Source organism: Nocardia terpenica, from assembly GCF_013186535.1.
Classification (GTDB): Bacteria; Actinomycetota; Actinomycetes; order Mycobacteriales; family Mycobacteriaceae; genus Nocardia; species Nocardia terpenica.
This window is the reverse complement of record NZ_JABMCZ010000005.1, coordinates 1,557,931-1,579,659: the sequence shown is the minus strand read 5'-3', so window position 1 is coordinate 1,579,659 and position 21,729 is coordinate 1,557,931. Positions and strand designations below refer to the sequence as shown.

Sequence of the window (21,729 nt, the reverse complement as noted above, 5' to 3'; positions counted from 1 at the left end):
ACCGGGCCGGTCGTGAGCCTGGTGTCAGAGTTGGTAGCTCTCGATATCGGTGTCGGCCTGCGGTTCTCCGCCCGCGGCGCTGAAGGCGGTCAGTGCCCGGACCAGCCCGGCCCGGTCGGCGGCGGGCATGTGTTCGACCACCGCGGCGATCTCCTTGCGGCGTTGCGCGGTGACGGCGGTGACGATCTTGCGGCCACGCGCGGTCGGCTCGATGATCAGCTCTCGCCGCGACTCCGGATTCGGTTTGCGGTCGAGGAGACCGGCGGCGACCAGGCGGTCCACCATGCGGGTCGCGGTCGAGGGCTGCACATTCAGGATCGCGGCGAGCGTGGCGATCTTGGACGGGCCCCGGGTCGACAGGATCACCAGGGTGCGGAACTGCGGGATGGTGATCGAGTCGTCGACATGGGCGATGGACCGCGCCGACAATGCCACCAGCAACCGCGAGGCGGTCAGCAGGGCATCGGTGATCTCGTCCACGGATTCCTCGGCCACCGTATCCCTTCGCGCCATGACTTCCCCTTCGTCGCCGTTTCCATCGAACACCTCCATCCTGCCGCTTCCGCCCGAATCGGTAGGCATTCACACAGACATTCGTCCGACCGGTCCGGCCGACACCAATCATGCATAAAGAAACTGTTGCATACTGCCCCCGTCCGGTAGTGTCTCCGGCTCGTGGGCGAACGCGCAGGTCTCATGCCGCGAACGGATGCGGTGCGGTGGGGGTTGATCACGATTGTCGGTGTGGTCGCGGGGTACGCGGCGGTGCTGGCGGCCAACCCGCGCCACTTCTACACCGATGACACCGAATCCCAGTACGGACCCATGTGGGTCATGCTCGGTCGGCAACTACGCGACGGCCATTTCCCCGCCCTGGTGCCCTATGAATGGATGTCGGGCAATTACTCGATGGAAGAGGCCGGGCTCTACAACCCGCCGCAGCTGCTGGTCGATCTCATCGCCCCGTCGGTGGACAATCTGGCGCTGTATGTCACCGTCGTGAAACTGGTCTTCTCGATCATCGCCGCGCTCGGGGTGTTCCGGGTCTGCCGGGCCTACGGGGCGCGGGCGTCGTGGGCGGCGGTGGCCGGGGTGGCGTTCCCGCTGTCGGGCTGGTTCCTGTTCTTCGACGAATCCAGTTGGGCGACATCGCTGACCGGGACCGCGTGGATGCTGCACGCGTGGGCGTCGGCGGTGCGGTATGTGCGCGGTCGCGGCGACGGTGCTACGCGACGCGGCGGGCCGATTCCGGTGTTCGTGTTCCTGTATCTGGCGATCTCGGTCCAATACGTGTTCCCCGCAGTGGAATCCGCGCTCATGATCGTCGCGGTCGCGGTCGGCGAGGTGATCTACCGCCGCCTGTGGGGCCCGTCGCTGCGGCTGCTGGCGGTGGCCGCGTGTGCCGGTCTGGCGGGCCTGGAAACCTATCTGCCGGGCATCCTGTCCTCGCCGGTCACCTGGCGTGGCAACGAGCGCATCCTCAACGAGCAATTCCTCACCGTGGGCTGGTCGGAGTCGCTCAATGCCAGCCTGCCCAGCACCGTGCCCGCGTTCACCGGCTGGTGGGGATACGTGCAGCCGATACCGATGGTCTACATCGCCTGGTTCGTGATTCCCCTGCTCGCGTTCATCGACTGGCGGGCGGTCAAGAACGCGGCCCGCGAGCACTCCGGGCTCGTGTTGTTCGTCGTGATGTTTCTGATGTGGACGGCGGGGCCGGGCCGGGTCGGGCCGTTGCGCTGGCCCGCACGGGTATTGCCGATGCTCGCGGTGGGCCTGCTGGTGCTGGTGTGCGTGCTGCTCAGCCGCTACGGCAGTTTCGCCGAGTGGCGGCGGCGCGGCATCGCGGCGGCCGTCCTGATCGGGTTACTGTTCGTCCGGACCTTCAGCGCCGCACCGCATCTGGTGCTCCGGCATCTGATGTGGACCGCCATCGTCGCGGCGCTGGTCGCGGCGCTCGTATGGCTGGCGCGCACTCGCGGCACCGCGATCGCCTGCGTGCTCGCCATCGTGGCCATGTTTCCCATCGCCTACGACCAGGTACGCGCCCAATCACCCACCCCGATGTCCTACCACTTCCCCGAGCGGCGCTCCCAGACCGCCGCGGCATTCCCGCATTTCGCGGGTGTCACCCTGCAACTGGCCGACCGCGCCCTGATCCCGCCCGCCGATCAACGCCTCGATCGTGCCTGGGGCTCACTGGCTTTCGGCAACTACGCCAAGAACATCGGGCTGGAATACGTGAACGCCTACACCCCTATCGGCTACGCCGCCTTCAGCGCCCTGTTATGCATGGGCTGGGACGGCAGCACCTGCCCCGATGCCTATCGCCGCGCGTTCGCGACCGAACCGTCCACCGGCCGAACGATTGTCGACCTGATGAAGGTGGATCGCGTTGTGCTGCAACGCGCCCAGTACCCCGACGCCGGTCACCACCCTGCTCCACCGGGCTGGAGGTGGGTCGACTACCCCGGCCACGACAGCTACATCCGGGTGCTCGAACGCGCCGACGGCCCGATCTCGGCCCGCAACGGCCTGATCGCCGACACCCGCGGCGTCACCGCCACCTCCCTCGAGCGCACCAGCGTCACCAGCCATGTCCACGTCACCTCCGCCACCGGCGGCCAGGTCGTCTTCGCCCGCCTGGCCTGGCCCGGCTACCGCGTCACCCTCGACGGCCGCGACATCGGCTTCCACACCATCGCCAAAACCTTTCTCGCCGTCGACATCCCACCCGGCACCCACAACGCGGACCTCACCCTCACCTGGCGGCCCCCCGGCTGGAAGATCGGCATCGCCACCGCACTGGCCGGACTCCTCGGCCTGAGCCTGCTGCAGTGGCGGTACCGCCGCGGCCGCCGCGAGGACGACGACCCGGTCACCGACCCGGCCGCCGCCGACCCACGACCGGAAGCGGATGACTTGGCCACCGTGCCCGCCTGACCTGCACAACGTGCGAAAAGGTGCGGGCGTTGCACCATTACGACCGGATCGGGCTGTTGGTGCCGTCGTCGCGGACATCGGGCGGACATCGGTGCTATACCCAGGCCGACCATTACGATGAGTCGACCATTGACTCCAGCGGAATTCGCTCGGCTGACGCGGCAACGCGAAGGATACGCACGGCAGTCGAGTGCGGAAGAGCTTGCAGCACTGGCGAAACGGCGTGCTGTCCTCCCGCGGTCCCCTCGCCCACCAGATCCGCCGCATGGAGGCGAGTGCCGAGGAGGACGGCCGCGGCGTGCGAGCCCACCTCGCCGAGGGGGGTATACGCCGACTTCGGGCTGCCGCCCCGGGGACGTTACCGCCGTCCGGGGCGACTGCATCGATCTGCCGACACCGGAACAACTCGCGGTGATCGGCGAGGTCTTCGAACTTATCGATAAAGAAATCGACAACCGCTCGTAGCACGAATTGGAACCCGTTCGGAAACAAATGCGGCGCAGTCTAATTGGACCGGCCTACCGGCGCGAAGTTTGACCGCATTTAGGGGGTCGACGCAAAGGGCTTCCGAAGGCTACGGTTGGAACCTGACAGTTGATCGACTTGCTTCCGAGATCCCTTGTAGCACAGCGGAGTACGTTCGCGACCGACCAGCATGAATCACATTTCACCAGACCGGTAGGAATGATTCTACATTGCCTGCCGTCTTATTTTCACGCTCCCGAAATTCGTATCCACGAGAATGAAGGAGAAAGGAGGTGACAACAATGCAGAAGATGTCCTACATCGAGCCCGAGGTGATTCGCCTGGGGACCGTCGAGGAGCATACTGCCGCGCTGACGCACGGTCATCCTGACCTGCTCGGCCATGGCGACATCCTGTAACCGCACGCAGTGATGGCCAATCCCATCCCTTCCCCTCCCTCGGCGCGCTGTCCGCGTCGGGGGAGGGGATCACGGCGCCGAAGCGCCTGCCGAACGAGAGGTTTCGTGCATCATGGGTCCCGCTCCGCTCACCGTGGACCAGCTCGGCTGTGCTGGCCGAACAACTCTGCCCGGCAACGGATCTCCTATCGATTACGACTGTGTGCCCTATACGGCCTTCCCCGAACGGACCGCCCCGGCCAGCCCGGCGTACCTGCGGCAATGGCTGCGCCCGGGCTCGGATCGGACGGCCGGGTTCACGCGCCCGCTCGAGCGCGCCTACCTCGCACTGGGCGGCACACTCGCCAGCACCCCGGACGCCGCGCTCGCCGACGGGATCATCGCGGCGCTGCGGAACGGACGGTACGCGGAGTTGGCCGGGTTGCCGGGGGATCTGACCGGCTGCCTGGTCACATCGGAACGGGTTTTCCTGTTCCGCAGCCTGTTCACCCGCAACACCGTGTTCTACAAGCAGTCCGGCAACACCCTGGAATGGTCCAGCGATCCCGCCGATCTGGTGCCCGATCCGCTCGACCGACTGGATCGCGGCACCATCTGGCGGATCTGCCGCGGCGACGCCATCCTGGCCTATCCGGAATTGCGGTTTCTCCGTCCGGGGACCGTGGCGGTCTTCGACGGCGCGACGGTCGACATCGTCGAGTACGACCGGATCAAGCCGAAGCCGCTGCCGCGAGGCAGCACGCCGCAGGACTACGCGGACCGGGCCTGGGAGTTGCTGCTGGCGGCGGCCCGGCCCTATGCGCGCAGCGGTCGCGTCGGACTGCTGCTCAGCGGCGGCATGGATTCCTCGGCCGTGGCCGCGGCACTGGTGGCCTGCGGTGCCGAGGTGACCGCCTACCACCTCGATACCGATGATTCGCTGGCCGACGAGTCCGGCTATGCCGCGGCGGTGTGCCAGCATCTGTCGATTCCCTTGGTGCCGATAGCGACCGATATCGGTCCCGGGCATCTGAGCGCGGACTGGCGGTTTCCCCATCCCTACAACCACAAGGGGTACCGCTGGCTGGAACAGACCGTGCAGCGGGTCCGGCAGGACGGACTGGCGCTACTGACCTGGGGTCGAGACGGTGATCTGCTGTTCGGTCCGGTCCTGCGCTACGGCGTGCACGATGTGCTGTTCGGCCGCCTGAGCGTGGCGGAGAAACGCTTGATGCTGCGGGGCCTGCTCAGTTCCCGCTGGACGCTGCCAAATTTGATCAAGAGCATCGGCCGCTCGCATTCCCTGGTGACCGACAACGCCCCGGTCGGCGAGAACGCGCAGCACACCGATTTCCTGGTGCCGATGTCCGGTCTGCCGTTCACATTTCCCGATCCGGAGTTCCTGCCCGAGGAACAGACCACCGATCTCGCGCTCGCGTGGCCGCACGGGGTGCAATTCTGCTCCCCGATGGCCGACCGGGAACTGTACGAGCTGATGACCGGCATGCCGACGGCCTACCGCTGCATTCCCTACGGCGGCCGCATCATCGGCAAACCGGTATTACGGTTGCTGCTGAAAGACCGTGTGCCACCGCTGATCTGGCGTCGGCACGGTCGGCTGTGGCTGGACTCGCCGCACGAAACCTTCTGTCTGAAGCACCGGCCGTTGTTCGCCGAACTCCTCGGCGCCGACTCGATGCTGGCGCGGATGAACATCGTCGACCCGCAGCGGTTGGCGGCCGTTCTGGCCGATCCGCTGTCGATCCGCCGCAATACCGAGACCCTGATCTGCACGGCCATGACCGAGCTTTTTCTCCACGGCCTGGAAAGCCGGTCGTCGCACCCGGTGAGGAGCTGATCACCAATGTCACTGCTGCAACTCGGTAACGATGCCATTCTCGACACCACCGACGGCGTCGGCATCATCCTGGACACCCGCGAAGGCGTCTACTTTCAACTGAACCCCACCGCCACGCTCATGGTGCAGACGGCGATGACCTGCGAAACGGAGGCCGAAGCCCTCCGGCAGCTCGAACAGCGCATCGACGCGAGCCCGGAGCAGTTGCGCGCCGGACTCACCAAGCTGATCGGTCAGCTCACCGAACATCGCCTGCTCGCGCGAACGGACGCCGCCCGATGACCGACCTGGCACCTCAACTCGAGTCCATGCTCTCCGATATCGATGGCGTACCACCCCCGCCCCGCCTGCCCCATCGGCTCCGCGGTTATGCACTGCGGCGAAGCTGGACGGCGCTGCGCCTGCTCCGCACCGAGGGCTGGGCTCCGGCATACCGCTACCTCGCAGACCTGACCCCCGGACCGGACCGACTGCTACCCGGCCGTCTGGAACCGCCGGTAGCGATCCGGCTCGCCCGCCGCGAGGTCCTGTTCAGTCAATCGGTCTTGCGCGCGGTTCACCCCAACGGCCTGTGTCTGCCCCGCTCGCTGGCACTGGCCACCTACCTCGCGGCCATCGGCCTACCCGCCCAGGTCATCGTGGCCCGCGAACGCATCTGCACCAACCCGCGCTACGGCTTCCACTCCTGGACCGAACTGCACGGCGAGGTCCTCAACGACAACCAGGACGTCACGCTGGGCTTCACTGTCCTGCAACGAGTCTCCGCCTCGGCGGTGGGCGTGGATTCGAACCCTCCGCGACGGAACTCCCGCATCCCCGGCCGGAGGGGTATGCCGGTGCGTTGGGGCGACCGGGGTTCAGGTGGTGGTGGCGCGGTGCCAGGCGGTGTGTCTGAGCAGGCGTAGCCCGTTGAGGCCGACGAGGATGGTCGAGCCTTCGTGTCCGGCCACGCCCAGCGGTAGCGGCAGGGTGCCCACGAGGTCCCAGATGACCAGCACGCTGATGAAGGTGGCGGCGATGGCGAGGTTGGCGACGACCACCCGGCGGGCTCGGCGCGACAGCGCGATCATGGTGGGGACGGTGGTGAGGTCGTCGCGGACGATGACCGCGTCGGCGGTGTGCAGGGTGAGGTCGGATCCGGCCCCGCCCATCGCGATGCCTATCTGGGCGATCGCGAGGGCGGGTGCGTCGTTGAGGCCGTCGCCGACCATCGCGATCCGGGTGCCGTCGGCTTGCATCTCGTGGACGGTGTCGGCCTTGGCATCGGGGAGTAGTCCCGCGCGGACGTCGGTGATACCGACCTGCGCGGCGAGCCGTGCCGCGGTGGCCCGGTTGTCGCCGGTCAGCAACACGGGGGTGTGGCCGGTCACGCGCTCGGCTGCGGCGACCGCGTCGGCGGCTTCGGGGCGGGTCCGGTCACTGATGGCCAGGACGCCGATGGGGTGGCCTTCGCAGGTCACGACCACCGCCGTGTAGCCCTGGTTCTGCAACCGGGCGACGGTCTGCGCGGCCGCACCGGTGTCGGGGTGCTCGGCGAGCAGCGCAGCGGCAGACCCGACACCGATGAACCTCTCGCCGACCAGCGCGGAGACACCGCGCCCGGGGTGGGCGGTGAATTCGTCGACGGCGGGCAGCGGGAGATGGTGTGCGCGTGCGGCTTTCACGATCGCGGCGGCGAGGGGGTGCTCGCTGGGATGCTCGGCGGCGGCTGCCAGGCGAAGCAGTTCATCGGAGTCGAATCTCGGTTCCACGCTGTGGATTTCGGTGAGTTCGGGTGTGCCTCGGGTCAGGGTGCCGGTCTTGTCGAACGCGATACGGGAGATGGTGCCCAGCTGTTCCATCACGATCGCGGATTTGGCGAGCACGCCGTGGCGACCGGCGTTGGCGATCGCGGCCAGCAGCGGCGGCATGGTCGCCAGCACCACCGCGCACGGGGAGGCGACGATCATGAACGTCATCGCCCGCAACAAGGCCCGCTGTAGCGTCTCACCGGCGAGCAGCGGCACCACGAACACCGCGAGCGTGACCGCCACCATGGCGAGCGAGTAGCGCTGCTCGACCTTCTCGATGAACAACTGGGTGCGGGCCTTGGTGCGGCTGGCCTGCTCGACCAGCGACGCGATGCGCGCCACCACCGAGTCGGCGGTGCGGCGATCCACGCGCAGACGCAAGACGCCGGTGCCGTTGAGGGTTCCGGCGAACACCTCCTCGCCCGGGGTCTTGTCCACCGGCAGCGGTTCGCCGGTGATCGTGGCCTGATCGACCTCGCTGCCCCCGCCGATCACCGTGGCATCGGCGGGAATCCGCTCACCGGGCCGCACCACCAGCACATCACCGACCTCCAGCTCGGCCGCCGCCACGACCTCCTCGTCGGCGTCGGCGGTGACGCGGGTCGCGGTCTCGGGTGCCAGGTCCAGCAGTCCACGCACCGAGTCCTCGGTGCGCGCGGTGGCCAGGGCTTCCAGCGCCCCGGAGGTGGCGAAGATGACGATCAGCAGTGCGCCGTCGGTGATCTGGCCGATCGCCGCCGCACCGATCGCCGCGACGACCATCAGCAGATCCACGTCCAGGGTCTTGTCCCGCAACGCCCGCAACCCCGCCAGACCCGGCTCCCACCCACCCGCGGCGTAGCAGGCCAGATACAACGCCCACCACGTCCAGTGCGGCGCGCCCGCCAGCTGAGCGATCAGGCCCAGCGCGAACAAACCCAGAGCCAACCCCGCCCACCGCATCTCCGGCAGCGCGAACAACCTCGTGCGGCGCACCGGCACCGGAGCCGATGCCGAGCGGGCCGGACTGACGGTCGATGCGACCACGAGCCACCTCCACAGCGAAAGCAATCAACTCGGCCCACGATAACAGAACAGATGAACACATCTTCATGTCTCATGTTCACGGTAGGCTGCTCCGGTATGGGACACGGAGTCGAGGGCCGCGACCGGCCGGTAGCACGCCTGGATGCCGACGCCGCCGCCCACGTGGCCAACACCCTGCAGGCGCTGGCCACGCCGAGCCGGTTGCTGATCCTGACCGAACTCCGCCAGGGGCCGCTGCCGGTGACCGAGCTCGCCGAGGCGGTCGGCATGGAGCAGTCCGCGGTCTCTCATCAGTTGCGCCTGCTGCGCAACCTCGGCCTGGTCGTCGGCACCCGCACCGGGCGCAGCATCATCTACAGCCTCTACGACACCCACGTCGCCCAACTGCTCGACGAAGCCGTCTACCACAGCGAACACCTGCGCCTGGGCCTGTCCGACAAGCCGGAAACCGCTGGCTGACACCAGCATTCACTCTTCTACATCATCGCGGCCAGCATGTACGCCATGCTCGCGGCCATGACGGCCAGGCTGATCCGGACATCGACCGAATCGTGGCCTGCCAGCCCGATGGATTCGCGCCGCAGCACCGCCAGGCGATCCCAGACGCCGAACGCCCAGCCGATCGCGTCGACACACAAGTACGCGATCACGACCCACGACACCACAGGGCCGATCGCCTGCGGCCACAGCATGACCGCCGACATGTACGCCATCGCGGCGGCACCGACAACGGTCAACGCCCACAACGGATTCGCCGCGCCCTCCCGACGGCCCACCCCGGCCGTCACCACGACGAGCCCGACCGCCACCACAGCGAAGACCGTGAACATCGCCCGATCGAGGCCGGCCTGTTTCATCGGATCGGCGGCATACATCGCGGCCATGCCCACCGCCATCGCGGTATGCACCCCGTGCCACCACCGCGGCTGCCCCCGCAACGCTGCGGCGTGCCACAAATGCAGCACCGCGACGACAGCCAACGCGATCGACCACGCCACTCGAATCCACACCGGCAGCATCGTGGACATCAAGCCCATCTCGTGGTTCATGGGCATGACACTTCGCATATTCGGTCCACTCACGCCGTACACGGGTCAATAGTCGGCTCCGACCGCCACCGAGTTCCCGATCGCGATTCGTCCGTCGACAAAACTAGCACATAGCAACTATTGCAGAGTGCCACTATACTTGTGGCGCTATGCACGCTTCGGCGTAACGAGAGCCGACTACGAGGAACTGAGCTCCATGGCACTGGACATCCTGGCTTTCTCTTTGGCCACAATGCTTCTGACCACGATCGTGGCCATGCTGGCGATCGGCCTTACCGACCTGCTGGAGCCACCGACCTCCACCTGGTGCCGACAATGCCTGCGGTGGACGATCGACAACCACCATGAATCGGAACGGGTATGCCCACGCTGCCGCGGGGCTCACCGGAAAGCGCGAACATCGGTCCGGGCGCACAGGACTACTCCGGCCGGACACACCGCGACGCTCCGGCCCGGACGACCGGCTCCACACTCATCGTGACCGCGGTGGCATGGCAGCCGGTGCGGCGGCCTGGACGCGGGGGACGCTCGTGGCCTGCGGAGTCGTTGGGACGGAACCTTTCCGGGGCAGGCTGAGATGGGCGCCGAGCCAGGCGAATGCCCTCGGGTACATCGCTTGCCAGGTGCCCCAGTTGTGCCCGCCGCCGGAGACGATGAGCGGTGCGGCCACGCGGGTGGGTGGCGTCGCGGCGGTGTACAGCGCTCGCGCGTTGGCGGGACTGCTGTAGGGGTCGTGCCCGCCGGTGACCACGAGCAGGGATACCGGTGCGCCGGTGCGCGCCAGGCGCACGGGGTCGTTGGCCAGGCGCAGGGCCCTGCTGGGAATCACCGCCGGGTCGCCACGGAAGTCGTCGGGCGCGAACGCCAGTCCGGTGCCGAAGACGGCCGGAAACTGCAGCGGAAGTTTGGCGGCGCAGTAGCCCCCGGTCGAGTCGCCCACCACGGCCCATCCGGACGGCCGGTCGAGGGCACGGAAGTGGCTGGCGACGAGGCGGGGGATGTCGTGGGCGAGCCAGGTGGCGGTCCGCGGGCCGCGGGGGACATCGGTGCAGTCGGTGTTGACGCCCGGGTCGACGCGCGGCATGACGAGAATGGCCGGTGGCAGCCGCCCGGTGCGCATCATGGCGGCGAGCAGCGTGGTGGCGCGGCCCCCTTTGATCCATGCCTGCGGGCTGCCGGGCACTCCGTGCAGCAGCATGATCACCGGAAACCGGTAGTCGCCGTGGATGTCTCGGCGATACTGCGGCGGTGTCCAGATCAGGACACGACCGCGCAGCCTCGATTCGGGTCCGCGGTAGTCGATGCCGAGGACGCCACCGCCGGTGTCGCGAAAACGTACCGGCTCGGGTGCGGTCGAGACCGCTTCGGCTTGATCGTCCGGCCGACCGAGCAGATCATTCCACGAGGTGTACAGGCCGTTGGCGTCGTTGATCCACACCGCGACCACAGCGACCGCGGTGAACTGACAGGCGCCGATCATGATCAGGCGAGTCAGCCAGCGCAGCGGGCGTGGGCCGCGCACAACGTTCCACCCGATCAGGGTGATGAGCATCGCCGCGACCGCGATGGCCACCAGCGCATAGAACAGGCCGTCACCGGTCAGGCTCATCGGGTCGCCGCCTCGTGTTCGGTCATCGGCGGGTCACGGTATCGAGCGTCATCGTCGTGGAGACCTGCTGGCCGCCCAGCGTCCTGTCCGGCGTGCAGGCCGAGGACAGGATCGGAGCCGAACCTATTGCCAGACAACCGATCGGCGCCCATCGCCGACCGGACCGCAGCAGCCTCATCGTGACCTCCGCCGGTATCGCTCGACGGGCCACCGCGGCCGGGCCGGGCAGGCACGGCCGGGCGCACGGCAGAACCTGCTCATCGCTGTCGGTCGCACCGAACTGCCCATCGCCATCCCCATGCGAGCAGTATGCAACAGTTGTTCACTGCATGGGTAGCGAGTGGCGTGTGCGCGGATCGCGCGGGCAGCGCCGAGGGGGAGCATCCCCCCACGGATTCACACCCACTACAATTATTGCACTCTGCAAGTTTCTGATGAGGGTGCGATGACAGCAACACGAACACGACCGGCGGACCGCGATCGACGGTGGTCCTTACCGGTGCCGGCGCGAATCCCGGTGTGGGAGTGGGTACGAGAGAGCCACGGCGGGCTGATCGGGCTGGCGCTGATGATCGGCGCGGGAGCGGGCCTGGGGGCGATCGTGTTCCGCTGGCTGATCCTGACATTCACCCGGATCCTGTCCGGCCGTGCCGACTACTCGGCCGCCGGGCATGCCGCCCACCCCTGGTTGCCTGCGCTGGGACCGTGGTTCGTGGTGCTGGCCCCGGTCGTCGCGGGCCTGATCTACGGACCCTTGGTCACCCGGTTCGCGCCCGAGGCGCGTGGTCACGGGGTGCCCGAGGTCATGTACGCCGTCGCCGCCCGCGGCGGCCGGATTCCTCCGCAGGTCTCCGTCGTCAAGGCGCTCGCCTCGGCGCTGTGCATCGGCGGCGGCGGATCGGTCGGCCGGGAGGGACCGATCGTGCAGATCGGCTCGGCGTGGGGGTCGAGCCTGGGCCGCGTGGTCCGTGTGCCCGAGAACCGGCTGCGCATCCTGGTGGCCTGCGGTGCCGCCGGTGGTATCGCGGCCACCTTCAACGCTCCGATCGCCGGGCCGTTCTTCGCGATGGAGCTGATCCTGCGCGACTTCACCGCCGAATCCTTCGGCGCGGTCGTCCTGTCCAGCGTGACCGCCAGCGTCATCGGCCGCGCCGCGTTCGGCAACCGCCCCTTCCTGGACCTGCCCGCGTTCGCACTGAAATCCGGGTGGGAATACCTGGGCTTCGCGATTCTGGGCCTCGTGATCGGTGCCGTCGGTGTCGCGTTCACCCACATCCTGTACCGGATCGAGGATGCCTGCGATTGGGTGTGGCGAGGCCCGGAATGGTTACGCCCCGCTGTCGGCGGGCTGCTGCTCGGCGGGTTGCTGCTGGTGCTGCCGCAGATGTACGGCGTGGGCTACCCGGTACTCGGCCACGCCATCGACGGCGGATACGCGCTGTGGATGTTGCTGGCGTTGATGATCGGCAAGATGATCGCCACCAGTCTCACCATCGGCATCGGCGGCTCCGGCGGGGTGTTCGCACCGTCACTGTTCATCGGGGCGATGGGCGGTACCGCCTTCGGCATCGCCGTCCACCATCTGTTCCCCGCCGCGACCGCCGCACCCGGTATGTACGGGCTCGTCGGCATGGGCGCGGCCTTCGCGGGCGCCACCCGCGCCGCGATCACCGCCGTCATCATCCTGTTCGAGCTCACCGGCGAATACACCATCATCCTGCCGCTGATGCTCGCCATCGTCGCGGCGACCAGCATCTCCCGCGTCCTGTCCCGCGAGACGATCTACACCCTCAAACTCACCCGCCGCGGCGTCGATCTCGATGCGGCACACCACGGTCCGGCACACCGCCTGGACCGGCTCACCGTGGGGACGGTCATGGAACTCATGCCCGAACCGATCCCCGCCGACACACCCATCGACACCGCCAGCCGCGCGATCTGGTTGTCCGCCAACGGAGTTCTACCCATCATCGGCTCCGACCAGCGCTACCACGGCTGCCTCACCGCCCGAGCCGTCGCCGAAGCCCTCGCCGACCCCGACGCCACCGACCACACCATCGCCGACCTGGCCGTCATACCCCCGAAAATCACCGAAACCTCCACCCTCACACACGCTCTCGACGCACTCACCCACACCGACGACACCGGCCTCCCCGTCCTCGACCGCGACGGCCACACCCTCGTCGGCTGGCTCACCCACCGCACCATCCTCACCGCCCTACAACAGACCACACCCGCACCCCCACCTTGAATTGTGGCTCACCGGACGACTGGGCCGTCCCTTTAGTGTCCATCGGTTTGGATTCGACACACTATGTCGGCTGCGGCGTGGTACTGAGCAGCGGCATCAGCACCACACCAGCAGAGTGCACGATGGAATCGCTCAGTCAAGGTCGAGCAGGACCTTGCCGACCGCTCCCTGTTCGACCGCGTCGTGCGCGGCGGCGGTCTGGGCCAGGTCGTAGTGGTGTAGCGGAAGACCGGCGTCAACGCCTACCCGGAGGGCATTGTCGGTGAGTGCGGCGGTGATGTCGTCCACAGCCGCTCGCAACAGCGTTTGGTCGAGGGTGTAGAGGATGGTGAACTGGAAGCGCAGGTTCTTGCTGTAGGCCGCCCGCAGGGGCAACACCAGGTCGTCGCCGCCGTTGCTGGCGTAGACCGCGATTGTGCCGTGAATTCTGGTCACGGCCAGGTCGAGAGTGGCGTTGGGCGCCGGTGCGACCTCGGCGATGAGGTCGACGCCATCGGGTGCGATCGCGAGGATTTCGGCCGCCGGGTCGCTCTCTCGGTAATTCACCACATGGTCGGCTCCGGCGGCGCGCGCGAGCGTCGCTTTCGTGGTGGAACTGACGGTTGTGATGACGGTTGCCCCCGCCCAGCGGGCCAGTTGAATCGCGGCGTTGCCGACGGCACCGGCGCCACCGGCGACGAGCACGGTCTGTCCCGTCAAGGCGCCCGGCGCCAGCCGTGTCACCGTGCCGGAGGTCAGCAGCCGATGCGCGGTGATGAACGGCACGCCCAGTGCGGCTCCAAGGTCGAAGGATGCTCGATCCGGTAGAGGTATCACCCGATTCGCCGGTTGCACCGTCAGTTCGGTAGCGGTGCCATACGCGCGGCCCTGCTGAGCCAGCAGCAGCCACACCCGCTCACCGACCCTGACGTGATCGACACCAGGCCCGACTGCCTCGACGACGCCTGCGCCGTCTTGGCCCGGCGCGATCTCACCGGAGATATCGGCCAAGCCCGCACGAAATTTCCAGTCCGTCGGATTCACGCCCGCACGCACGATGCGGACCACCACCTCACCCCACCCCGGGACGGGGTCGGGTCGCTGGACAAGCCGTAAGACAGACGACGGGCCGGTCTCGGAGTAGACGACTGCACGCATAACCCGATTCAACCAGGGCACACTCGAGTATCTTCCAGGACCGCATCGGTGAACGTGTCGGCCAAGACGCACAGGGCTGGTCAACCGGCCTCCAGCGTCCGCGATCGGCGCGCGTACTCGTTGTCGTCGATCTCTCCGCGCGCGTACCGGAGGGCCAGGATCTGCTGTGGTGTCGGATTGTGTTGTGGCGCATCGTCGGAGGATTCGGCGCGCCGGGTGCTGTCGGTGTAGCGGATGGCGGTGATCAGGCCGAGGAACAGCATTGCCCAGAACAGCATCATGCCGACCGCCATCAGCCCGTACCCCCATCCGCTCAGGTCGTGGGCATACCACATCATCATCACGAACCTCCGTCGCGGGACCGTGGGTGGACACTGCCGATTGTGCAACCGGAGACCGGCTTTCGCGGCGGCCCAACTGCCCCGGGGACGAGGACTTTAGGCCGCATCGCCCAGGGTGCGCGGATTCCTACGGTGATGGTTGTCCACCCGGATAGCGGGCATCCCACGGCCGAGGGAAAGGGTTCGCGATGGTCGAGCAACTCGATGACATGCACCACTTGGCGTCGGCGGCGGTTGTGGTCGGCGTGGACGGTTCCGACGCCTCGGAGCGGGCGCTGGACTGGGCGGTCGCACTCGCCGCGCAACGCCGACGCGCGGTGCGGATCGTGCACGGCCTGGGTCTGGATCGGATATCGCAGGTCTGCGGTCGCTACGACGTGTGGGTGCCGCCGGTGCTGGACGCCGCGAGAGTTCGGGCGGAGACGCTGGTGGAGCGGTGCGCTCGCCGGGCGCGAGACGCCGCGCCGGAGGTCCGGGTCGACACCGAGGTGTCGTCGGAGGCCCCGGCCGCGCTGCTGCGGCGGCTCAGCGGCTCGGCGTATCTGACCGTGCTCGGGGCGGCGGGGACGAACGGTCTGCGCGCCCACCTGGGTACGACACTGCTGGCGGTTACCGCGCACGGCTTCGGGTCGATTGCGGTGGTGCGCACGAACCCCGATACCGATGCCGTGCGCGAAGACGGCCCGGTGGTGGTCGGCGTCGATGGCAGCGCGGTGAGCGAGGCCGCGCTCGGCGCCGCGTTCGAGGAGGCGTCGCAGCGCGGCGCGGAACTGGTGGCGGTGCATGTGTGGAACGACGCGAACTTCGGGGAGTTCGCGGGGGATCCGTATCTGTTGTTCCTGGTGCCCGATATCGAGGTGAACGAGCACGCGGTGCTGGCCGAGCGATTGGCGGGGTGGCAGGAGAAGTATCCGGACGTCACGGTGACCCGCAGCGTGGCGATGTCGAGCCCGGCCGGGATATTGCGGAAGTGGTCGGAGTCGGCGCAACTGGTGGTGGTGGGTAGCCGCGGGCGCGGCGGATTTCAGGGGCTGCTGCTGGGGTCCACCTCGAATTCCCTTGTGCAACACGCAAATTGCCCGATCATGGTAGTCCATCCGGCGAAATAGGGAGTGTGCGATGACCGATGCGTTGGCCCCGCTGGAGATCGGCACGGCGGAGATGATCGAGGATCTGGATGCGTGGTGGCGGGCGGCGAACTACCTGTCGGCGGGGCAGATCTATCTGCTGGACAATCCGCTGCTGACGGAACCGCTTGCGCCGCACCATATCAAGCCGCGCCTGATCGGGCACTGGGGGAGCGTGCCGGGTATCACGCTGACCTATGCGCACCTCAACCGCGTGATCGTGCGGCGGCGGCAGCCGATGCTGTTCGTCTGCGGGCCCGGCCACGGGGCCGCGGGACTGAACGCGGCGGCCTGGCTGGAGGGCACCTACGGCGAACACCATCCGGAGGCCGCGCGCGACGCCGACGGTATGCGAGAGTTGTTCCGGCAGTTCTCGTTTCCGGGCGGCGTGCCCAGTCACACCTCGCCGCACCTGCCGGGTTCGATCCACGAGGGCGGCGAGCTGGGATACTCGCTCGCCCATGCGACCGGGGCGGCGCTGGACAACCCGGATCTGGTCGTGGCGTGCATGATCGGCGACGGGGAGGCGGAAACCGGTGCGCTGGCGACGAGTTGGCACGCACCGGCATTCCTGAACCCGGTCGCCGACGGGGTGGTCCTGCCGATCCTGCATCTCAACGGCTACAAGATCGCCAATCCGACGTTGCTGGCACGCATGCCGCGCGAGGATCTGACCGCGCTGCTGACCGGGCACGGCTGGGAGCCGCTGTATGTGACCGGCGACGACCCGCGGCAGGTGCACGAACGGTATATCGCGGTGCTCAACGAGGTGTTCGAACGCATCGACGAGATCCGCGACGACGCCCGGCTGGGCATCGGGCCGCGCAATCCCCGGCTGCCGATGATCGTGCTGGCCACCCCGAAGGGCTGGACCGGCCCGGCGGTCGTGGACGGGGTCGCGGTGGAGGGCACGTTCCGCGCCCACCAGGTGCCCCTGGCCGGGGTCCGGGACAATCCGGAGCATCTGGCAATGCTGGAGCGCTGGCTGCGCTCGTATCGGCCCGAGGAGTTGTTCGACGAGAAGGGCGCTCCGACACGGCAGATCCGCGATCTGCCTCCGCGCGCCGATCTGCGGATGAGCGCGAATCCGCTGGCGCACGGGCGAACTCGGACCGACCTGCGACTCCCGGACGCGGCCGAGCACGCCGTTCCCGTGCCCGAACCGGGTGCGACCGTCGGCGAGGCCACGCGGGTGCTGGGCGGTTACCTGCGCGATGCCGCCGTCGCCAATCCCCGTGACCTGCTGTTCTTTTCACCCGACGAGCACGCCTCCAACCGTTTGGACGCGGTGCTGGAGGTGACCGGGCGACGCTGGTGCGACACCGTCCGCCCCGGCGACGATCGGCTGGCCCCGGACGGCCGGGTGTTCGAGGTGCTGTCGGAGCATCTGTGCCAGGGCTGGCTGGAAGGCTATCTGCTGACCGGGCGGCACGGGGTCTTCTCCACCTACGAGGCGTTCGCGCACGTCGTGGACTCGATGGTGGTGCAGCACGCGAAGTGGCTGCATATGGCCGCCGAATTCCCTTGGCGGGAGCCGCTTTCCAGCCTCAACTACCTGATCACCTCGCATGTGTGGCGGCAGGATCACAACGGGGCCTCGCATCAGGACCCCGGATTCATCGACCATGTGCTGAGCAAGCGGCCGGAGGTGTGCCGGGTGTATCTGCCGCCCGACGCCAACACCCTGCTGCACGTGTTCGACCACTGCCTGCGCAGCCGCGACCGGGTGAATGTGGTTGTGGCGGGCAAGCAACCGGCGCTGCAATATCTGACCGACGAGCAGGCCCGGCTGCATTGCGCGCAGGGGCTGGGCGTCTGGAGTTGGGCCAGTTCGGATCAGGGCGGCGACACCGATGTGGTGCTGGCCTGCGCGGGCGACGTGCCGACCCAGGAGACGCTGGCCGCGGTCGCGGTGCTGCGCGAGATGGCGCCGGATCTCGCTGTGCGCGTGGTGAACATCGTCGATCTGGCGCGGCTGTTCCCCGCCGACCGGCATCCGCACGGCATCTCCGACCGGCGCTACGTCGAGATCTTCACCGCGTTGCGGCCGATCGTGTTCGCCTTCCACGGCTACCCGTGGCTGATCCACCAGCTCACCTATCGCCGTCCCGGCCACGAGCGGCTGCACGTGCGTGGCTTCCACGACAACGGCACCACGACGACCCCGTTCCAGATGTGCGCGATGAACGGCATCGACCGCTATCACCTGGCCCTGGCCGCGCTGGAACAGGTTGCGCGCGTGGGCGACCGGATCGGGCACCTGCGCGACCGGCTGCTCGAATTGCTGGACCGGGCCGAGGCGTACGCCTGCCGATACGGCGAGGACCCGCCGGAGATCAGCGACTGGCGATGGCAGGGAGTGCCTCCCGGTAGGTGACGACCGGACGCGGGTGGCGGCAAGACGAAATGGCGGGTCGAGGTTCGCGATGGCGCCCCGATACAAGCGCAACTGTGGTAACACATGGGGGTGTTCAGCCGAGCGCCGGTTCTGCGATGCGACACCTGGCCATCGAAAGGCGGTCCGATATGAGCGACTACGAACCGCCTCCGCCGCCGAGGATTCGCGCCGGGCGACTGTGGGCCGGTGGCATCGGCACCGCGGTCGTGATGGCCCTGCTCATCGTCGTCGCCATCCTGCTGGTCCGGGGCGTCTTCGGCATTCCCGTGCTCGCCCCCGCCCGCGAAGGCGCCTACGGCACCGCCAACACCACCACCTACGCCCTCGCCGCCGCCGGGATCACCCTGCTCGCCACGGCGCTGCTGCACCTGCTGCTGGAATTCATGCCCAGCCCGCTCACCTTCTTCTACTGGATCACCGCACTGGCCACGGCGGCAGCGGTGATCCTGCCGTTCACCGTCTCCGCCGAGCACAGCGCCCAGATCGCCACGGCCGCGATCAATCTCGTCGCGGGCGTCTGCCTGACCAGCGTGCTCGGTTCCGTCGCGACCGGGTCGGTCCGATAGTCGCTGGTCCTGCACCCCGGTAATCGTCGCCCGGGATCTGTACGGGAACTCCGGGCCTGTGCGGGCTCTCGGCGGTCTCGGCCTCGAGGCTGCCGGACGGCCCGTGGGCAGGTGACCTTCGGCCGTCTCGCCCGGCGGTGTACGCGCGGGATGCTGAACGCACACAACCGGAACGGTCTTTCCCGACACGGACCGAAAGGGGCGAGCGATGGCCGATTTCACGGGGTCGACTCCACATCCCGATCACGACACAGTCCGCGCCGCGCTGGCGATGGCGGTGCGGGCGCCCTCGGTGCACAATACGCAGCCGTGGCTGTGGCGGTTGGGGAGGCGCACCGTGCACCTGTATGCCGATCCGAGTCGGCAGCTGCCGCACACCGATCCCGATATGCGCGATCTGATCGTCAGTTGCGGTGCGGCGCTGCATCATCTGCGGGTCGCGCTGCGGGTGTTCGGGTGGGAGACGGTGATTCACCGGCTGCCGAATCCGGCCGAGCCCGATCATCTGGCCGCGATCGAATTCCGGCCCGCCGCACCGAATGCCGAAGCGGTCAAGCTGGCGCGAGCGATCGGCCGCCGCAGCACCGACCGCCGCCGCTGCACCTCGTGGGAGGTACCCGCCGCCTACGTCGACGCGATGCGGTATGCGGCGTCCGCCTGCGGTGTCGTGACTCAGGACGTCGAGACCGCGGAGGCCCGGGCACTGCTGCTGCGAGTGTTCGAGCGGGCGGCCGCCAGCCACGCCCGGGACTTCTCCTACGGCGCGGAATTGGCGCGCTGGAGTGGCCGCCACGCTTCTCCCCAGGGCGTGCCCGCCCGCAGCGCGGTGGCGGCGGCCGATGCGACCGTGCGGCCGTTCGCCGATCCCGTTCTGCCCCAGGTGGTTGTCCACGATATCGACGTCGCCGACCGGATGCTGGTGCTGAGTACCGCGGGCGACGACCGGGTCTCGCGATTGCGGGCCGGTGAGGCCGCCAGCGCGGTCCTGCTGACCGCGACCTCGTTCGGGCTGGCCACCTGCCCGCTGAGCGAACCGCTGGAGCTGCCCGATACCCGGGCGGCCATCCGCACGGAGATCCTGCACGACAGCGGCATCCCGCAGCTCATCATCCGAACCGGTTGGGCGGCAACGAGTGCCGAGCCGATCCCCGCGACACCCCGACGTCCCCTCGAGGAGGTCGTGTCCGCGCTGTGAGGCGGCACGACCGGTGAAGAGATGATTGCCATGACCCGATTTCCCTCCGCGCTCCGGCGATTCTGGCGTGCCCAGCCGTGGAATCCGAATCCGCTCATGCGCGGCTCGGATCGATGCGAGGGGCTGCTGCGACTGCTCGCGGCGGCGGTGATCCTGGCCGCGATACCGGTCGCCGGTGCGGCGGGCACCGCCGACTACAGCGGCTCGGCCCTGCACATCCAGCGCGAGAACGCGACGAAAAGTAGTGTCACAGCGGCATTGTCGGCGGATCCGTCCAAGATTACGGAGACCGACGCGGCCGGGCAGATCAGCTACCGATACCAGGCCCCGGTGCGGTGGACCGCGAACGGCCGCCCGGGGCATGCGACGGTCGACGTGCCGCGCGATGCCGCTCGCGGGCACACGATCTCGATGTGGATCGGCCCCGACGGCGCACCGACCTCCGAGCCGACGCCCCCGGGCGCGGCCGCCGTGCGCGGTGTGGGCACCGGCCTGGTGGTGCTGACGTCGGCATGGCTCGCGACCGCGGCGGTGCTCTCGTTCGCGCACTGGGCGTTCGACCTGCGCAACCGCGCCCGCTGGGCCCGCGAATGGCGAACCGTCAGCCGCCCCCTCGGGCAGGACCGTTGAAACCCGCACACCGACAAGGAGATACCGGCATGACCGACAATCCACAGCACACCGAGCCGAATCCGCCGATCGTCGCCGCCGTCGACGGTTCGGACGTGTCGTATCAGGCGGCCGGGTGGGCGGCCACGGAGGCCGTGCTGCACGGCTGCCGTCTGCACCTGGTCAATTCCGCGGCCTGTCCGCCCGGGTGGGGGCCGGGCGCCATGCTCACCGGCACCGATCTGAGCTGGCTGCACACCGACGCCGAGCGCGTCCTCACCGAGGCCCGCCGGGTGGTGCGGGAGATCGCACCCGAGTCGCAGGAGATCACCACCGAGGTGGTCGACGCGCCGATCATTCCCGATCTGCTGGAACGTTCACGGTCCGCGCGCATGCTGGTGGTCGGCAGCCGCGGCCTGGGCGCGTTCGGGCGTGGACTGCTCGGCTCGGTCAGCTCCGCAGTCGCCCGGCACGCGCACTGTCCGGTCGCCGTCGTGCACGGCCGCTCCGCCAACGACCCGGCCTCGGCCACCAAACCGGTCCTGGTCGGTATCGATGGCAGCGAGGTCAGCGCCGCTGCCGTCGGGGTGGCGTTCGAGGAGGCGGCGCGCCGCAAGGTCGGCCTGACCGCCGTGCACGCCTGGAGCGATGTCAGCGCCGGATTGGATGTGGCCATGATGGGCTGGGACGACATCCGCGAGAGCGAAGACGCCGTATTCGCCGAAAGCCTGGCCGGTTGGTCCGAACGCTACCCCGAGGTCCCGGTCCATCGAATCCTGGTCCGCGACAGGCCGGTTCGCGCGCTGGTCGACGAAGCCGAGACCGCGCAACTGCTCGTCGTCGGCAGCCACGGCCGCGGCGGCTTCACCGGCATGCTGCTCGGCTCCACCAGCAACGCCCTGCTGCACTCGGTGCACTGCCCGACCCTCGTCGTGCGCAAGGCGTAACAGTTCACCACCGGGCTGCT

Annotated in this window: 21 protein-coding genes; 14 read left to right on the top strand and 7 right to left on the bottom strand. The window is 68.4% G+C overall.

The genetic code is table 11. The features are described 5' to 3' along the window. Positions 1–24: 24 nt before the first annotated feature. Complete coding sequence (locus HPY32_RS43075; protein WP_067595504.1) at positions 25–513, bottom strand: MarR family winged helix-turn-helix transcriptional regulator; 489 nt, start codon at positions 511–513, stop codon at positions 25–27. Between the two features lie 183 nt (positions 514–696). Here HPY32_RS43075 and HPY32_RS43070 point away from each other — a divergent pair, with 183 nt between their 5' ends. The 6 genes from HPY32_RS43070 (at position 697) to HPY32_RS43050 (ending at position 6,569) form a co-directional block, all read left to right on the top strand. Further along, on the top strand, positions 697–2,943 hold the full coding sequence (locus HPY32_RS43070) for a hypothetical protein (protein WP_067586105.1): 2,247 nt from the start codon (positions 697–699) through the stop codon (positions 2,941–2,943). A gap of 20 nt (positions 2,944–2,963) precedes the next feature. Continuing rightward, complete coding sequence (locus HPY32_RS46750; protein ID WP_082871218.1) at positions 2,964–3,386, top strand: MerR family DNA-binding transcriptional regulator; 423 nt, start codon at positions 2,964–2,966, stop codon at positions 3,384–3,386. Positions 3,387–3,701: 315 nt separating this feature from the next. After that, a complete protein-coding gene (locus HPY32_RS46015; protein WP_269456502.1) occupies positions 3,702–3,827 on the top strand; it encodes a hypothetical protein in 126 nt (41 codons plus the stop codon). Between the two features lie 112 nt (positions 3,828–3,939). Then, positions 3,940–5,664, top strand: a complete 1,725-nt coding sequence (locus HPY32_RS43060; RefSeq protein WP_082871219.1) for an asparagine synthase-related protein — start codon at positions 3,940–3,942, stop codon at positions 5,662–5,664. A gap of 6 nt (positions 5,665–5,670) precedes the next feature. Beyond that, positions 5,671–5,946 (top strand): PqqD family peptide modification chaperone, encoded by a 276-nt coding sequence (locus tag HPY32_RS43055; protein ID WP_067586113.1) that lies wholly within the window; start codon positions 5,671–5,673, stop codon positions 5,944–5,946. Next, complete coding sequence (locus tag HPY32_RS43050) at positions 5,943–6,569, top strand: lasso peptide biosynthesis protein (protein WP_067586116.1); 627 nt, start codon at positions 5,943–5,945, stop codon at positions 6,567–6,569. Before HPY32_RS43055 ends, HPY32_RS43050 begins: the two co-directional genes overlap by 4 nt. On the opposite strand, the gene HPY32_RS43045 is transcribed toward HPY32_RS43050, so the two are convergent. Beyond that, on the bottom strand, positions 6,522–8,480 hold the full coding sequence (locus tag HPY32_RS43045) for a heavy metal translocating P-type ATPase (RefSeq protein ID WP_067586120.1): 1,959 nt from the start codon (positions 8,478–8,480) through the stop codon (positions 6,522–6,524). The genes HPY32_RS43050 and HPY32_RS43045 overlap by 48 nt on opposite strands. Positions 8,481–8,576: 96 nt before the next feature. Here HPY32_RS43045 and HPY32_RS43040 point away from each other — a divergent pair, with 96 nt between their 5' ends. After that, positions 8,577–8,939: an ArsR/SmtB family transcription factor gene (locus tag HPY32_RS43040; protein WP_067586123.1), complete on the top strand. Its 363-nt coding sequence runs from the start codon at positions 8,577–8,579 to the stop codon at positions 8,937–8,939. Positions 8,940–8,956: 17 nt separating this feature from the next. Here the strand turns inward: HPY32_RS43040 and HPY32_RS43035 are convergent, their stop codons facing one another. The 3 genes from HPY32_RS43035 to HPY32_RS43025 form a co-directional block, all read right to left on the bottom strand. Continuing rightward, a complete protein-coding gene (locus HPY32_RS43035; protein WP_171983309.1) occupies positions 8,957–9,529 on the bottom strand; it encodes a DUF5134 domain-containing protein in 573 nt (190 codons plus the stop codon). A 472-nt stretch (positions 9,530–10,001) separates the two neighbouring features. Further along, a complete protein-coding gene (locus HPY32_RS43030; RefSeq protein WP_067586126.1) occupies positions 10,002–11,138 on the bottom strand; it encodes an alpha/beta hydrolase in 1,137 nt (378 codons plus the stop codon). Between the two features lie 22 nt (positions 11,139–11,160). Next, a complete protein-coding gene (locus tag HPY32_RS43025; protein ID WP_156674367.1) occupies positions 11,161–11,316 on the bottom strand; it encodes a hypothetical protein in 156 nt (51 codons plus the stop codon). Positions 11,317–11,637: 321 nt separating this feature from the next. Between HPY32_RS43025 and HPY32_RS43020 the strand changes: the two genes are divergently transcribed. Next, positions 11,638–13,389: a chloride channel protein gene (locus tag HPY32_RS43020; protein ID WP_231951587.1), complete on the top strand. Its 1,752-nt coding sequence runs from the start codon at positions 11,638–11,640 to the stop codon at positions 13,387–13,389. Positions 13,390–13,521: 132 nt separating this feature from the next. Here the strand turns inward: HPY32_RS43020 and HPY32_RS43015 are convergent, their stop codons facing one another. Beyond that, positions 13,522–14,526, bottom strand: coding sequence for an NADPH:quinone reductase (locus HPY32_RS43015; protein ID WP_067586132.1), 1,005 nt, complete (start codon positions 14,524–14,526; stop codon positions 13,522–13,524). Between the two features lie 80 nt (positions 14,527–14,606). Then, positions 14,607–14,867 (bottom strand): SHOCT domain-containing protein, encoded by a 261-nt coding sequence (locus tag HPY32_RS43010; protein WP_067595508.1) that lies wholly within the window; start codon positions 14,865–14,867, stop codon positions 14,607–14,609. 188 nt (positions 14,868–15,055) lie between these two features. On the opposite strand from HPY32_RS43010, the gene HPY32_RS43005 reads away from it, so the two are divergent. The 6 genes from HPY32_RS43005 (at position 15,056) to HPY32_RS42980 (ending at position 21,709) form a co-directional block, all read left to right on the top strand. Further along, positions 15,056–15,976, top strand: coding sequence for a universal stress protein (locus HPY32_RS43005; RefSeq protein WP_067586134.1), 921 nt, complete (start codon positions 15,056–15,058; stop codon positions 15,974–15,976). Between the two features lie 10 nt (positions 15,977–15,986). After that, on the top strand, positions 15,987–18,371 hold the full coding sequence (locus HPY32_RS43000) for a phosphoketolase family protein (RefSeq protein WP_067586136.1): 2,385 nt from the start codon (positions 15,987–15,989) through the stop codon (positions 18,369–18,371). Positions 18,372–18,520: 149 nt separating this feature from the next. After that, positions 18,521–18,958 (top strand): DUF6069 family protein, encoded by a 438-nt coding sequence (locus HPY32_RS42995; RefSeq protein ID WP_067586138.1) that lies wholly within the window; start codon positions 18,521–18,523, stop codon positions 18,956–18,958. 208 nt (positions 18,959–19,166) lie between these two features. Continuing rightward, complete coding sequence (locus tag HPY32_RS42990) at positions 19,167–20,153, top strand: Acg family FMN-binding oxidoreductase (RefSeq protein ID WP_067586141.1); 987 nt, start codon at positions 19,167–19,169, stop codon at positions 20,151–20,153. Positions 20,154–20,183: 30 nt separating this feature from the next. After that, positions 20,184–20,783 (top strand): Rv1733c family protein, encoded by a 600-nt coding sequence (locus HPY32_RS42985; protein WP_067586144.1) that lies wholly within the window; start codon positions 20,184–20,186, stop codon positions 20,781–20,783. A gap of 29 nt (positions 20,784–20,812) precedes the next feature. Continuing rightward, positions 20,813–21,709, top strand: a complete 897-nt coding sequence (locus HPY32_RS42980; RefSeq protein WP_067586147.1) for a universal stress protein — start codon at positions 20,813–20,815, stop codon at positions 21,707–21,709. The last annotated feature ends 20 nt before the right edge of the window (positions 21,710–21,729 follow it).